Raw genomic sequence first — 14,546 nt, 5'->3', positions numbered from 1 at the left:
ATGCCCGACCTGCTGATTGAACTCTTTTCCGAGGAAATCCCGGCGCGCATGCAGGCGGGCGCCCGCGACGCGCTGAAGAAACGCGTGACCGATGGCCTGGTCGAGGCCGGGCTGACCTATGGCGGGGCGCAGGCTTTCTCTACTCCGCGCCGATTGGTCTTGGCGATCGAGGGCCTGTCGGCGCGCAGCCCGGACCTTAAAGAGGAACGCAAGGGCCCCCGGGTCGATGCGCCCGAAAAGGCGCTGTCGGGATTCCTGCGGTCCACCGGTCTGACAAAGGACCAATTGCAGGCGCGCGACGACAAAAAGGGGCAGGTCTGGTTCGCGGTGATCGAGAAGCCGGGGCGCCCCGCGGCGGACATCGTGGCCGAGGTGCTGGAAGGCGTGATCCGCAACTTCCCATGGCCCAAGTCGATGCGCTGGGGCGAGGGGAGCTTGCGCTGGGTGCGGCCGCTACATTCCATCCTGTGCATCCTCAGCGATGAGGCCGGGGCCGAGGTCGTGGACATGGATGTCGACGGCATCCGGTCGGGCGATGTGACCCACGGCCACCGGTTCATGGCGCCCGGGCCGATCAGGGTGACGGGGTTCGAGGACTATGCCGCCCGTCTGAAGGCGGCCAAGGTCATGCTGGATCAGGACGAACGGGCCGAACATATCTGGCACGCGGCCACCAACGAGGCCTTTGCCAGCGGGCTTGAGGTCATGGAGGACAAGGGCCTGCTGACCGAGGTTGCCGGGCTGGTGGAATGGCCGGTGGTTCTGATGGGCCGGATCAAGGACGACTTTCTGCACCTGCCGCCCGAGGTCTTGCAGACCTCGATGAAGGAGCATCAGAAGTTCTTCTCGGTCCGCGATCCGAAATCGGGGCGGATCGTGCGCTTCATCACCGTGGCCAACCGCGAGACGCCCGATGATGGCGAGACCATCCTGAAGGGCAATGCCAAGGTGCTGTCCGCGCGGCTGTCGGATGCGGCGTTCTTCTGGGAAAACGACCTGCGCGTCGCCCGCGCCGGGATGGAGGAATGGCGCGAGGCGCTGACCCATGTGACCTTCCAGAGCGAACTGGGCAGCCAGGCTGACCGGATCGCCCGCATCGCTGCGCTGGCGTCCGAGATTGCGCCGATGGTGGGCGCCGATCCCGAACGCGCCGAACAGGCGGCGCGGGTGGCCAAGCTCGATCTGGCGTCCGAAATGGTCTACGAGTTCCCGGAATTGCAGGGCACGATGGGCCGGTACTATGCCGAGGCCGCCGGGCTGCCGCCCGAGGTCGCCGCGGCCTGCGAGATGCATTACAAGCCGCTGGGGCCAAGTGACGAGGTGCCCACCGCGCCGGTGTCGGTCGCGGTCGCACTGGCCGACAAGCTGGACACGCTGACCGGCTTCTGGTCGATCGACGAGAAACCCACCGGTTCGAAAGACCCGTTCGCGCTGCGCCGCGCGGCGCTGGGGGTGATCCGGCTGGTGCTGACCAACCGGATCAGGCTGAGCCTTGATAAGCTCAACGACGCGCAGATACTGCGCCACCAGATCGAGACCCATGGCGAGGAGGAGAAGGCGCTTCGCGACGATCTGCTGAGCCTGATCGCCAGTCACGGGGTATTTGGCGCGGCGGTCCGCACCGTGCTTGACCGGATCGACGGGGACGGGCCGAAATGGCTGAACAAGATCACCGACCACGAACCGGATGTCAGTGACGACCTGCGGGCCTTCCTGCACGACCGGCTGAAGGTGCACCTGCGCGAACAGGGCATCCGCCAAGACGTGATCGATGCCTGCCTTGCCATGCCGAACAATTGCGACCTGACCCTGCTGGTGGCGCGGGCCGAGGCGCTGAATACGGTCTTGAAGACCGAAGACGGCGAAAACCTGGTTCAGGGGTTCAAGCGGGCCAACAACATCCTGACCCAGGCGGAGGAAAAGGACGGGGTCGAATACCGCTTTGGCGCAGATCCGAAATTCGCCGAGGACCCGGCAGAGACGGCGCTTTTTGCGGCGCTCGACACCGCGAAGGCGGCCATCGATCCGGCGCTGAAGGCCGAGGACTTCACCGCGGCGATGGCGGCGATGGCGGCGTTGCGGGCACCCATCGACGCGTTTTTCGAGGCGGTGCAGGTGAACGCGGACAACGATATCGTGCGGCGAAACCGGCTGAACCTTTTGCACATGATCCGGGAAACCTGCCTTTCGGTGGCCGATCTGAACCGTATCGAAGGATAATGTGCGTTAACCCAAGCTTCGCTTGCCTGCCGTTATCTTCGGCGTATGCTGCAAGTGTAGCAAGGGGTCGCTGCGGTGCAGAAACACGCAGACATCGTCGATTTCGTGGAAATCACGGCAGAAGAGCACATTTCTGTCGCGCATCATGGCATGCGCGCGAAATGCCTTCAGCGGCTTGTCCGGCTGGATCTGCCGGTGCCGCGAACCGTTGCGCTGTCTTTCGACGCCGTGCGACGCATCGGTCTGGGGGAACGGGTGGATGCCCGGGACCTTCTGTCGCTTTTCGGCCCGGCGCCGCTGGTGTCGGTCCGGCCGAGTTCGGAAAACACCGAATGGGGTGGGCCGGCCTCGATCCTGAATATCGGGATGAACGACGCGCGGCACGCGCAGCTTTGCGAAACCCATGGCCAGGCGGCCGCCGATGCGGTCTATCTGCGGTTCATCCAGTCCTTCGCGGTGCATGTCGCGCGGCTTGACCCGGACATGTTCGAAGAGGACGACGCCACGCCAGAGTCGGTAAGGGCCGCGCTTGACGCCTATGCCGAGGAGACCGACGAGGCGTTTCCCCAGGACCCCGCGACCCAGCTTCTGGAAGTGCTGCGCTCCATGGCGCGGGCATGGGGGGCGACGACGGCGCGGTTGCTGCGGCAGGCCCGCGGCGCACCGGCCGATGCAGGTCTTGGCCTTCTGGTGCAGGACATGGCGCTTGGCTTCGGCACCGGTGAAAGCGGGTCGGGCGTCATCCAGTTCGTCGATGGGGCGACCGGCCAGCGCAAGATCATCGGGCGTTATCTGTCGCAAAGCCAGGGGCGCGATGCCCTCAACCGGCGCGACGGGTCGCTCTACCTGATCCATGACGACCGGGGCGAGGCGCTGGAAGACCGCCTGCCCGATCTGATCGCCCGGCTTAAACGGGTGGGCGATACCTGCCGGATCAACCTGCGCGAAGAGATGCAGGTCGATTTCACGTTGCAGGCGGGAGAGTTGAAGATCCTCGATGCAGTCCGCGTGCCGCGCACGGCCCGGGGTGCGGTGCGGATTGCCGTGATGCTGGCCGATGAGGGGATCATTCCCCGCGAAGAGGCGCTGACCCGGATCGAACCGCGCGCCGTCAGCGAACTGTTGCACCGACAGGTCGATCCCAGTGGCCCGCGCAACGTGATTGCCCACGGTATCGCAGCCAGTCCGGGCGCGGCCACCGGGCGGCTGGTGTTCGGGTCGGCGGCAGCCCAAGCCAGCGCCGCGCGGGGGGAGCCTTGCATCCTTGTCCGCCGCGAAACCACGCCCGAGGACATCCGGGGCATGCATGCCGCGGCCGCGGTGATGACCGAACGCGGCGGCATGACCAGCCACGCGGCGGTGATTGCACGGGGCCTTGGGGTGCCCTGCGTGGTCGGCGTGTCCGACATCCGGCTGGTGCGTCGCGACGGGGTGTTGATCACCGCGGACGGGCGCAAGCTGCATGAGGGCGATATCGTCACCATCGACGGGACATCGGGTCAGGTCATCCTTGGCCCCGTGAAGATGCTGGAACCGGCGCTGGACGATGCGTTCAAGGCGCTGATGAACTGGGCGGAGGACGCCTGCGATATCGGCGTGCGCGCCAATGCCGACACGCCCGCCGATGCCCAGACCGCGCGCAGATTTGGCGCCGACGGGATCGGGCTGTGCCGGACAGAGCACATGTTCTTCGAGGAAGATCGCCTGACCGTCATGCACGAGATGATCTTTGCCGCCGGCCCCGACGACAGGGCCGCGGTGCTGGAACGTCTGTTGCCGATGCAGCGGGACGACTTCCACCGGCTGTTCGAGATCATGCAGGGCCTGCCCGTGTGCATCCGCCTGTTCGACCCGCCGCTACACGAGTTCCTGCCCCAGTCGCGCGAAGGCGTGCGCGAACTGGCCGAGGCGCTGGGCCTGCCCGTGTCCGATGTGAACCGCCGGGTGCAGGCCCTGTCTGAATTCAACCCGATGCTGGGGATGCGCGGTGTCCGGCTGGGGATCGCGGTGCCCGAGATCTATGACATGCAGGTGCGCGCGATTTTCGAGGCGACCATCGAAAGCAGCCGCAATGGCGCCCCGGTGGTGCCCGAGATCATGATCCCGCTCGTCTCAGCCATGCGGGAGGTCGAACTGGTCAAGACGCGGATCGACTCGCTGGCCGCGGCGGTGCGCACCGAACGGGGCGTCGATTTCGACTATCGCCTTGGCGTGATGGTGGAAACACCCCGCGCGGCCCTGCGCGCCCATGAAATCGCCCAGTATGCAGCGTTTCTGAGTTTCGGAACGAACGACCTGACGCAGATGACCTATGGCCTGTCGCGTGACGATGCAGGGCGGTTCATGGGCTCTTACGTAAAGCAGGGCGTTTTTGCGGAAGACCCGTTCCACATCCTTGATACCGATGGGGTTGGTGAATTGCTGTTGATGGGGGCCGAACGCGGACGGCAGGCGCGCCCCGATGTCGTCCTGTCGATCTGCGGAGAGCATGGCGGCAATTCCGAGTCGATCGATTTCTGCCGCAGGGCGGGATTCGACTATGTGTCCTGCTCTCCGTTTCGTGTGCCGGTTGCGCGGCTGGCCGCTGCTCAACTGGCGTTGGGGGCGCCGCGGCTCTCGGAATGAGCGGATTTCCGCACATCGAAATTTCGCCGATTTCAACTGGAATTCGATGAAATTCCCATGTTTGCGTGGCCTTGGGGCCGCATCTGCATGTGGCATTTCGGCCACTTGGGTGGACTCGCGGCGCGCCCTTCATTAGTCAGCACCGTTGGGGCTGAGGTAATCATTGGCCAAGGTACGAGGGGCGAATGCATAATCCGACAAGCCGAATGGCAGCCATCATAGTTGCGGGCCTCCTGTCCGTCTCGTCCGCGCAGGCCGAGATGACGGGATCCCATTCCAACGACCCGACCGCTGTACTCGACCGGAATCTGGTCGAGTTGTTCGGCACCGAGAAAAAGGCACTGAAGCAGGTCGGCTCTCAGCGGCTGAAGCAACTGATCCGTCCGCAGCTTCGGCGCAACACGCCAAAAGTCCAGTACGACGCGAATTGGGTCGATGCCCGCCCCGCCGCGAAAGGCGGCGACGAATGGCAATGCCTGAGCGAGGCGCTGTATTTCGAGGCCCGCGGCGAAAGCGTGAAGGGCCAGTTTGCGGTGGCCGAGGTGATCCTGAACCGGGTCGCATCCCCCCTGTATCCGAACACCGTCTGCGGTGTCATCCATCAGGGTACCGGCAAACGGTATCAGTGTCAGTTCACGTATACTTGTGACGGCCGTGCCGAGGTCATCAACGAAAAGCGCATCTATGAGCGTCTTGGCAAGATCGCCAAGCTGATGCTGGACGGGGCGCCGCGCAAGCTGACCAACGGGGCCACCCATTACCATACCCTCAGCGTGAGCCCGCGCTGGGCGCGCACGTTCCCGCGGACGGCGACCATCGGCGTTCACCATTTCTATCGTCAGCCCGGCGCGCGGACCGTTTCGAACTGAGTTCGACGGTCGTTTCTGGCCCATGCCCTGCCGCAACGGCTATGGTCTGCGCGTGTATCCCCCGATAACACGGGGATACACCGCCCGGAGAGACCCATGACCGATGAGATAAGACTGGCCTTCGCCCACCCGTCAGAACGGGCCGCGGCGATGGACCCGGCACGCCCGGTGCGGGACCGGCTGTCGCTTCGCGACCATGTGGTCGAGATCGAGATCGGGGCCTTTCAGGCCGAACGGGGCGCATCGCAGCGCATCCGCTTCAACGTGGTGGTAGAGGTGCGTCCGCACCCCGCGCCACTGGATGACGATGTCGACAGGGTCCTGTCCTATGACGCGATCACCGAGGCGATTGCGGCCGAGTTGAGTTCTGAACGGCTGAACCTGCTGGAAACGCTGGCAGAGCGGATCGCCACGCGCCTTCTGGGGGAGCCGCAGGCGATGCGGGTCTTCGTGCGGATCGAAAAGCTCGACCGCGGGCCCGGGGCGCTTGGGGTGGAAATCGTGCGGGATCGTCCGGCGGATGCGCCGAAGCTGGTGCTGCCCGTCGACGAAATGGCAGAGCCGTCGCATCACCCGGTTGTGGTGTTCCTGTCGAATGCCGCGATCCAGGCCCCCGACCTGCCGCGCTGGCTGGACCGTCTGGAGCAGGGGCCGCATCCGGTGGTGTTGTGCGTGGGGCCGTCCGATACGCCGGCACCCCGATCCGCCATTTCACCGGCCCAACGCCGCATCGATCTGCTGGCCATCGAGCAGAACGCCTGGGTTCTGGCGGGCCGTGATGATCGCTGCGTGGTGCGCGGCAGCCGGACAGAGATCGACTGGGCGATGAAGCATGGGCAGGTGTCGGTCTGGGCGCCGTCCAAGATCGTGCTGGACTCGGTGGAAAGCCCGTCGGTCAGCCCGCGCGATGCGCTTGCGCTGGCACACTGGTTCGCACGGGGGCTGGAGGCGGCGCGCATCGTCGCCATCGGAAGCGAGCCGAAAGTCGCCGGAATCGAGCATTTGGCCATCGACGGGGCGGCTGCCTGTCTCTGAGGGGTTGTCATCGCGCCCGCCGTCACGGATCAAAAGTCCATGAGTCGTTATTTCCGACCGATCGTTCAGACCGACGCCGCGCGCCCGCCCGATGCGTTGTCCCTTGCCGGGGGATGGGGTTGGTTCAACCGGGCCGAAGAGTTGAGCCGTGACGCGCCGCCGCAACTGATCCCCGCCCATGCCATCCCGCGAGAGACCCTTGCAGCGCTAACCACCCCACGCGCCGCCATTGCCGGCCTGACCATGGACCGTCCGCGGATCATGGGGATCCTGAACGTCACGCCGGACAGTTTTTCCGATGGCGGTCGGTTTTTTGACCCCGCGGCCGCGCTGGCGCAGGCAAGGCATCTGGCCGACGGGGCCGATCTTCTGGATATCGGCGGGGAGTCGACCAGGCCCGGGGCGGAAGTCGTCCCGGCAGAGGCAGAGACCGCGCGCACCGCGCCCGTCATTTCCGCCCTGTGCGACTCGGGGATCGGCCTGCCGGTGTCGATCGACACCCGCAAGGCTGCGGTGGCCCGTGCCGCGGTTCAGGCCGGGGCCGCCATGATCAACGACGTGGCGGCCTTCACCTTCGACGCGGCCCTTGGCCCGTTTGCGGCAGAGGCCGGGGTGTCCGTCTGTCTGATGCATGCGCAGGGCGACCCCGCAACGATGCAGGATGCGCCCAGCTATGAAAACGTGCTGCTGGATGTTTACGACTTTCTCTCTGAACGCGTGACGGGGGCAGAGGATCTGGGTATTCCACGGTCTCGGATCGTCGTCGATCCCGGTATCGGTTTCGGAAAGACGCTGGAGCATAATCTGGCCCTGCTGCGCGGCCTGTCGCTGTTTCACGGATTGGGATGTCCGGTCCTTCTGGGGGCGTCGCGAAAACGTTTCATCGGGACCATCGGCAAGGCGGACGTGGCAGAGGCGCGCATGGCGGGGTCCGTTGCCGTGGCGCTGGCGGCCATCGCACAGGGGGTTCAGTTCGTGCGCGTGCACGACGTGGCGGAAACACGTCAGGCGCTGCGGCTGGATATGGCGCTGAAAGATATTGGAGAGCCAGGTGATTAGACGAATTTTCGGGACCGATGGGGTCCGTGGGCGCGCCAACGATTATCCGATGACGGCCGAGATGGCGCTGAAGCTCGGGGCTGCAGCGGGGCGGTATTTCCGAACCGACGGTCTGAACAAGCACCGCGTGGTCATCGGCAAGGACACCCGGCTTTCGGGCTATATGCTGGAAAACGCGCTGACCGCCGGGCTGACCTCCACCGGCATGAATGTTTTGCTGCTGGGGCCGGTGCCGACGCCCGCGGTCGGGTTTCTGACCCGGTCGATGCGGGCCGATGTGGGCATCATGATTTCGGCCAGCCACAACCCCCATCACGACAACGGCATCAAGTTCTTCGGCCCCGATGGCTTCAAGCTGTCGGACGAGGCGGAGTTCGAGATCGAGTCGATCCTCGACGACGGGGTCGAGCCGAGCCACCCGGAGAATATCGGGCGGGCCAAGCGGATCGACGACGGTGTCTGGCGTTATGCCGAATATGCCAAGACCACGTTCCTGTCGGGGCGGCGTCTGGACGGTCTGAAGGTGGTGATCGATTGCGCGAACGGGGCCGCCTACAAGGTGGCGCCCGAGGTGCTGTGGGAACTGGGGGCCGACGTGGTGCCCGTGGGGGTGTCGCCCAACGGTCTGAACATCAACGAGGACTGCGGCTCTACCCGGCCAGAGGCCGCGGCGGCGGCGGTCCTGTCGTCCGGTGCGGATCTGGGCATCTGCCTTGATGGCGATGCGGACCGGGTGATGATCATCGACGAAACCGGCGCCGTGGCCGATGGCGATCAGATTATGGCGCTATTCGCTGAACGCTGGGCGGCCGAAGGGCGGTTGCAGGACGGAACGCTGGTCGCGACCGTGATGTCCAATCTGGGGCTCGAACGCTATCTGACCGGGCAGGGCCTGCGGCTGGAGCGCACCAAGGTCGGCGACCGCTATGTTGTCGAGGCGATGCGCCGGGGCGGCTGGAATCTTGGCGGGGAACAGTCGGGCCATATCGTCATGACCGACTTCTGCACCACCGGTGACGGGCTTCTGGCGGGGCTGCAATTCCTTGCGGCGATGGTGCAGACGGGCAAGCCGGCCTCGCAACTCGCCCGGCGGTTCGAACGCGTGCCGCAGCTCTTGAAGAATGTCCGCTATGAGGACGGTTTCGACCCGCTTGACGCCCAGGAGGTCACAAAGGCCATTGCCGATGCCGAGGCGCGCCTGAACGGCAAGGGCCGGCTGCTGATCCGCAAATCCGGGACCGAGCCGCTGATCCGCGTCATGGCCGAATGCGAGGATGACGTGCTGCTGGTCGAGGTCGTGGATAGCGTGGTCGAGGCCGTGGAAACCGCCACCTGTCCGGTCTAGGCCTCTTTCATCGTGAATGACAGCAGTGCGCCGCAGGCGCTGATCCCGGCAAAGGCCGCCAACGTCAGGGCCGGGCCGATGAGTGCTGCGACGATGCCAAAGCCCCCCGCCGCGATCAGGGCGACGCCAACGGTCGTGTTTGCCACGGCGGTATAGACTGCGCGGTTGTCGCTTGGCGCCATGTCGACCAGATAGGTCGACCGCCCAAGCCGGACGCCCTGATAGGCGATCATCAGACCGAACAGCACAGCTGGCGCGGCCCAGACCGTGCCCATCAGCCCGCCGGTGTCCAGCATGACGGCAAGCCCCAGAAAGGCCGCGGCCACGGCCCCGGCGATGGCAAGCACCAGACGGCTGGACCGATCAGCCAGCCGCCCCCACACCCAGGACGAGGTCAACCCGGCAAGAGAGGATGCCAGCACCATCGCGCCAAGCGCGCCGAGCCTGTCTTCCCCGGCCTGGTCCGCCAGCATGACCAGATAGGGCGGGGCAAGCGCGGTGGGCAGCAGCAGGATGCGCGCCATCACGAAATGCCCAAGCCTCGGATCGCGCCACAGAAGACCAATCTGGGACAGCCCGATCCCGGTTGCGGTTTCTCCGGGCCGGTCTTCCTCGGTCATCGTGGCGAAGATCGACGCAGACCCGATCCAGCACAAGCCGGCCAGGGCGATTGCGCCAAGCACAAGGTCGAGCCGCGGCACCGTGCCGGAGATCAGGAGCCCTGCGAAGATCAGCACCCCGGCGGCCGCGATGCTACCGGCCAGCCCCGTCACGGTCCCGCGCCGGGATTTGTCCACGGTCTTGCCCAGCACGTCCTTGTACGAGACCGAGCAGACCGACCGCGACACCGCCAGCACCGCCAGTGCCGCGACGATCACCAGCCCCGCGGCCCAGCCGCTCAGCATGAGGGCGGCAAGAAGGATCGCCAGCGCCGCCAGCCCTTGGCCAAGCGCGCCGCCCGCCCATGCCCATTTCCGCCGCCCCATGGCGCGGATCCGGGGCGCCGTCAGAAGTTGCGGCAACAGCGCACCGGATTCCCGCACGGGAACGAGCAGGCCGATCAGGGCCGCGGGTGCGCCCAGCGTGCCCATCAGCCAACTCAGCACCAGCTTGGGGTCGATCAGCCCATCTGCCAGTTTCGACAGCGAAAGCGCCCCGGCATGGCGCAGGAAGTTGCCGCTTTCGCGGGCGCGCGCCGTTTCGGTGATGTCCCGGGCGGGTGCCCCACTGTCTTCGGTCAGCAAGTCGAAGGCGAGGTCGGAAAAGTGCTTTGTCTCGGTTGTCATGGTTTCACAGATAGGCTTCGTCGATGAAGGGCAAGCGATAGTTGACATATCCGAAATGCAGGTTCACTAGAAGCATCGACCATAACCCGCAACCGGGCGTTCCGTGGGCGCCAAAACGACGAGGAGGCCGAAAATGGGCCAGATTACTCTCACCTTCCCCGATGGCAATGCGCGCGACTACGAGGCCGGGATCACCCCCGCCGAGGTGGCCGCCGATATCTCGACCTCGCTGGCGAAAAAGGCGATTTCCGCGACTGTCAACGACGCACATCACGACCTGCAATGGCCGATCACCGAAAACGCCTCCATCGCGATCAACACGATGAAGGACGACGCCCCCGCGCTGGAACTGATCCGGCATGACCTGGCGCATATCATGGCCCGCGCGGTGCAGGAGCTTTGGCCGGATGTGAAGGTCACCATCGGACCGGTGATCGAGAACGGCTGGTACTACGACTTTGACCGGGAAGAGCCTTTCACGCCCGAGGATCTGGGCGCGATCGAGGCCAAGATGAAAGAGATCATCAACCGCCGCGACCCGGTGACGACCGAGGTCTGGGACCGGGATCGTGCGGTTGCCTATTACGAGGCGAACAACGAACCCTACAAGGTGGAACTGGTCGGCATGATCCCCGAGGGGCAGCCGATCCGGATGTACTGGCATGGCCATTGGCAGGACCTCTGCCGCGGGCCGCATCTGCAGCATACCGGCCAGGTGCCCGCCGATGCGTTCAAGCTGATGAAGGTGGCCGGGGCCTATTGGCGCGGCGATTCCAATCGCCCGATGCTGCAGCGGATCTATGGCGTTGCCTTCAAGACGCGGCAGGAGCTGAAGGACTACCTGACCTTCCTTGAAGAGGCCGAGAAGCGCGATCATCGCCGCCTGGGCCGCGAGATGGAGCTGTTCCATTTTCAGGAGGAAGCGCCGGGTATGGTGTTCTGGCACCCCAATGGCTGGACCATCTACCGCACCATGCAGGACTACATGCGCCGGAAACTGGACAAGGCCGGCTATCGCGAAATCAACACGCCCCAGGTCGTGGATCGGAAGCTGTGGGAAGCGTCCGGCCACTGGGACAAGTATCGCGAAAACATGTACATCACCGAGATCGACGAGGAGCACGCCAACGAAAAGCGCATCAACGCGCTGAAGCCGATGAACTGCCCCTGTCATGTTCAGGTCTTCAATCAGGGACTCAAATCCTATCGAGATCTGCCGCTGCGTCTCGCCGAATTCGGGTCCTGCCACCGGTATGAGGCGCATGGCGCGCTGCACGGGTTGATGCGGGTCCGGGGCTTCACCCAGGACGACGCGCATATCTTCTGCACCGAGGACCAGATCGAGGAGGAATGCGGCCGGTTCATCGAGTTGCTTTCGGACGTCTACAAGGACACGGGTTTCAGCAGCTTCGACATTAAGCTGTCGACGCGCCCCGAGGTGCGGGTGGGCAGCGACGAAGTGTGGGACAAGGCCGAGGCCGCGCTGGAAAAGGCGATCCTGTCGGTGCGGAACGACTATGAGGTCGACCCCGGCGAAGGCGCCTTCTACGGGCCCAAGCTCGATTTCAAGCTGACCGACGCGATCGGGCGGGAATGGCAATGCGGCACCTTCCAGGCCGATTTCAACCTGCCCGAGCGGCTGGGCGCGAGCTACATCGGCGCGGACGGCGAAAAGCATCGCCCCGTGATGCTCCACCGCGCGATCCTTGGGTCTTTCGAGCGCTTCATCGGTATCCTGATCGAGAACTACTCGGGCAAGCTGCCCTTCTGGCTGGCGCCGCGGCAGGTGGTCGTCGCGTCCATCGTGTCCGACGCGGACGCCTTCGTGCACGAGGTTCGCGACCTGTTGATTGCGGCCGGCCTGCGGGCGGAGGCCGACACCCGGAACGAGAAGATCAACTACAAGGTTCGGGAGCATTCGGTCGGCAAGGTGCCGGTCATCCTGGCCATCGGTCAGCGCGAGGTCGATGAACGCACCGTCACCGTCCGGCGGCTGGGCGAAAAGGCGACCAAGACCGTCTCCCTTGACGAGATCGTCGCCCAGCTGGTCGAAGAGGCCAAGGCCCCCGATCTGGTGTAGATCGAGACTTGAATTCTGAAAGCGCGGCGTGGCGATCCTATGCCGCGCTTTCAACGCGGGCGTGCGGTTGCGAATTCAGGTCGTGTCAAGCGTGTCGGGTTCAACCCTGTGTCCACGACGGCAACTCAAATTTTCGTAAGATTCATGTTAAGTTCAGACCAAGTTTAATGTACCCTAAAATGGGTGATATTAATAATGGCTGGGAGACATGAACTTGCTTACGAGAATTTTGAGGGCCGTTGACGGCCGATTTGCACTGGCGGCGACCGTCGCCCTTTTTGCCGCGCAGCAGGCCGGCGCCATCACCGTTCGGGACGACATGTCCTTTGGTGGCGAGACGGGCGACGACGCCGCTGTCGCACTTGCTTATTCCGATACTGCGTTCATGAGCGTGCTTCAGATCGTCGGCAACAATGGCGGTCTTTGCACCGGCACCCTGATTGCGTCGAACAAGGTTCTGACCGCGGACCACTGCGCCCGCGACTGGACGTCGGCCACGGTGACCGAGCGGGACGCGGACGGCAACGTCATCAAGACCTACACGACCTCGGCCATCGATACGCTTGATCCGGATTCGGCCCATGGCGATCTTCTGAACGGGGCCGATATCGCGGTCCTCACGCTGAGCGAGCATTCGACGCTCGATACGTTCGATCTGTATCTGGGCGACGTGCAGGGCGCCGTGGCGCGTGCGGTCGGCTATGGGCTGCACGGGACGGGCTCGTCCGGTGCCGTCTACAGCATCGACTCCAAGCGCCGCGCGATGGACAACGTCATCGACTGGGACGGCTACGGCTATTACAGCGGCGATGGCTTCTGGTCTGACACCTCGAACATCCTGTCGTCCGATTTCGATGAGCCGGGCGATCCGACCTCCAACCGCCTTGGTGGCGGTACGGTCAACAGCTCCGCCACCCCGCTCGATTACGAAGGGTCGCTGGCCAAGGGGGACAGCGGCGGCGCGCTGTTCGTCGAGGTCGACGGCGAGTGGTACATCGTCGGTGTTGCCAGCGGTATCCTCGTGACCGATCCGCTCAGCGTCTACGGCGCCACCTCGTACTGGACCGGCACGCAGTACAGCGCCGCCCGTACCTTCATCGAAAGTCATGGCGGCCAGTACACCGATCCCAGCCAGCAGCCGGTCGTGCCGCTGCCTGCCGGTATCTGGCTGCTGCTTACCGCGCTGGCCGGGACGGGCCTCTTGCGCCAGCGGGCCGCCTGATCGACGCGACGACGTCTAAAATGATCTGATCTGCGGCGCGGCCTTTCGGTCGCGCCGTTTCGCATTTTGGGGCGTCACGGCACCCGATTTGTGCAGGGCCGACCGTGGCCATGATTTCACGAGTTTGCGGGGGGGCTGTGGCGTTGGTGCTCTCGGCGGTTGCCCTTTGTTGCAGAACGAGCCTTGAGGCTGAAACATTTGGGCCTTTCCGCCGCGGTCAGAGGCGAAGCGCTTCTTAAATCCATTTCTGCGAATCGGCCCCGAACCATCTGGAAATCAATATGGTTTCCCCATCTGCATTCGAATCCTGAAAAGCGCTCAACGCCCTTGCGAGTCATGACACGGGCTCACGCAGGCGTGGCGCACCGTCCTGTGACTGGTAGTTGAGCAGCGCTCACGGCTCACTTGGGGTGTCGCGAAACTGGCGACACCGGGAAAACACCAAGGGAGAGATTTTCCATGTCCGACACCACCAAATCCGTCGTCCTGGCCGGGGCCGTTGCAGCAGCGCTTGCCGCCCACGCCACCGTGCCCGCCCATGCCCAGGCGAACGAAAAATGCTATGGCGTTTCGCTTGCGGGTGAAAACGACTGCGCCGCCGGTCCGGGCACGACCTGTGCCGGTACCTCGAAGGTCGACTATCAGGGCAATGCCTGGAAACTGGTGCCCTCCGGCACCTGCGAAAGCATGGACCTGCCGGGCGACCGCATGGGCTCGCTTGAGCCGCTGAAGCGCGATCTTCCGTCCTGATCAAGGCGCCTATCCCGGCCCGGGCAGTTCCCGGGCCGGGGATCCCCAAACGGAG

General features: G+C 64.7%; 10 protein-coding genes. 9 read left to right on the top strand and 1 reads right to left on the bottom strand.

The window, feature by feature from the left end; all coding sequences use genetic code 11:
• The 6 genes from glyS (at position 1) to glmM (ending at position 9,153) form a co-directional block, all read left to right on the top strand.
• Positions 1 to 2,220: a glycine--tRNA ligase subunit beta gene (gene glyS / locus RGUI_RS05240; RefSeq protein ID WP_081532078.1), complete on the top strand. Its 2,220-nt coding sequence runs from the start codon at positions 1 to 3 to the stop codon at positions 2,218 to 2,220.
• Between the two features lie 75 nt (positions 2,221 to 2,295).
• Positions 2,296 to 4,845: a putative PEP-binding protein gene (locus RGUI_RS05235; RefSeq protein WP_081532077.1), complete on the top strand. Its 2,550-nt coding sequence runs from the start codon at positions 2,296 to 2,298 to the stop codon at positions 4,843 to 4,845.
• Positions 4,846 to 5,051: 206 nt separating this feature from the next.
• On the top strand, positions 5,052 to 5,714 hold the full coding sequence (locus RGUI_RS05230) for a cell wall hydrolase (RefSeq protein WP_172841084.1): 663 nt from the start codon (positions 5,052 to 5,054) through the stop codon (positions 5,712 to 5,714).
• A 96-nt stretch (positions 5,715 to 5,810) separates the two neighbouring features.
• Positions 5,811 to 6,749 carry a dihydroneopterin aldolase gene (locus RGUI_RS05225; protein WP_081532076.1) on the top strand — a complete coding sequence of 313 codons (939 nt, stop codon included), beginning with the start codon at positions 5,811 to 5,813 and terminating at the stop codon, positions 6,747 to 6,749.
• A 39-nt stretch (positions 6,750 to 6,788) separates the two neighbouring features.
• Positions 6,789 to 7,808: a dihydropteroate synthase gene (folP, locus tag RGUI_RS05220; RefSeq protein WP_081532075.1), complete on the top strand. Its 1,020-nt coding sequence runs from the start codon at positions 6,789 to 6,791 to the stop codon at positions 7,806 to 7,808.
• Positions 7,801 to 9,153, top strand: coding sequence for a phosphoglucosamine mutase (gene glmM / locus RGUI_RS05215; protein ID WP_081532074.1), 1,353 nt, complete (start codon positions 7,801 to 7,803; stop codon positions 9,151 to 9,153). The genes folP and glmM overlap by 8 nt, the downstream gene beginning before the upstream one ends.
• Here the strand turns inward: glmM and RGUI_RS05210 are convergent.
• Positions 9,150 to 10,439, bottom strand: a complete 1,290-nt coding sequence (locus RGUI_RS05210; protein WP_081532073.1) for an MFS transporter — start codon at positions 10,437 to 10,439, stop codon at positions 9,150 to 9,152. The two genes, glmM and RGUI_RS05210, sit on opposite strands and share 4 nt — an antisense overlap.
• 133 nt (positions 10,440 to 10,572) lie before the next feature.
• Here RGUI_RS05210 and thrS point away from each other — a divergent pair, with 133 nt between their 5' ends.
• The 3 genes from thrS (at position 10,573) to RGUI_RS05195 (ending at position 14,491) form a co-directional block, all read left to right on the top strand.
• On the top strand, positions 10,573 to 12,519 hold the full coding sequence (thrS, locus tag RGUI_RS05205) for a threonine--tRNA ligase (RefSeq protein ID WP_081532072.1): 1,947 nt from the start codon (positions 10,573 to 10,575) through the stop codon (positions 12,517 to 12,519).
• A 214-nt stretch (positions 12,520 to 12,733) separates the two neighbouring features.
• Entirely contained in the window at positions 12,734 to 13,741 is a 1,008-nt protein-coding gene (locus RGUI_RS05200; RefSeq protein ID WP_216640103.1) for a trypsin-like serine protease, read from the top strand.
• A 459-nt stretch (positions 13,742 to 14,200) separates the two neighbouring features.
• Positions 14,201 to 14,491, top strand: coding sequence for a DUF2282 domain-containing protein (locus tag RGUI_RS05195; RefSeq protein WP_081532070.1), 291 nt, complete (start codon positions 14,201 to 14,203; stop codon positions 14,489 to 14,491).
• Positions 14,492 to 14,546: the final 55 nt, after the last annotated feature.

The organism is Rhodovulum sp. P5 (genome assembly GCF_002079305.1).
Classification (GTDB): Bacteria; Pseudomonadota; Alphaproteobacteria; order Rhodobacterales; family Rhodobacteraceae; genus Rhodovulum.
The sequence above is the reverse complement of the archived record's forward strand: the minus strand, read 5'-3'. Positions and strand labels throughout refer to the sequence as shown.

Bases quoted from the DNA above. Each gene is read 5' to 3' on its own strand.
- RGUI_RS05225 (WP_081532076.1), top strand. From the start codon at position 5,811: ATGACCGATGAGATAAGACTGGCCTTCGCCCACCCGTCAGAACGGGCC.
- RGUI_RS05195 (WP_081532070.1), top strand. From the start codon at position 14,201: ATGTCCGACACCACCAAATCCGTCGTCCTGGCCGGGGCCGTTGCAGCA.
- glyS (WP_081532078.1), top strand. From the start codon at position 1: ATGCCCGACCTGCTGATTGAACTCTTTTCCGAGGAAATCCCGGCGCGC.
- RGUI_RS05210 (WP_081532073.1), bottom strand. From the start codon at position 10,439: ATGACAACCGAGACAAAGCACTTTTCCGACCTCGCCTTCGACTTGCTG.
- RGUI_RS05230 (WP_172841084.1), top strand. From the start codon at position 5,052: ATGGCAGCCATCATAGTTGCGGGCCTCCTGTCCGTCTCGTCCGCGCAG.
- thrS (WP_081532072.1), top strand. From the start codon at position 10,573: ATGGGCCAGATTACTCTCACCTTCCCCGATGGCAATGCGCGCGACTAC.
- folP (WP_081532075.1), top strand. From the start codon at position 6,789: ATGAGTCGTTATTTCCGACCGATCGTTCAGACCGACGCCGCGCGCCCG.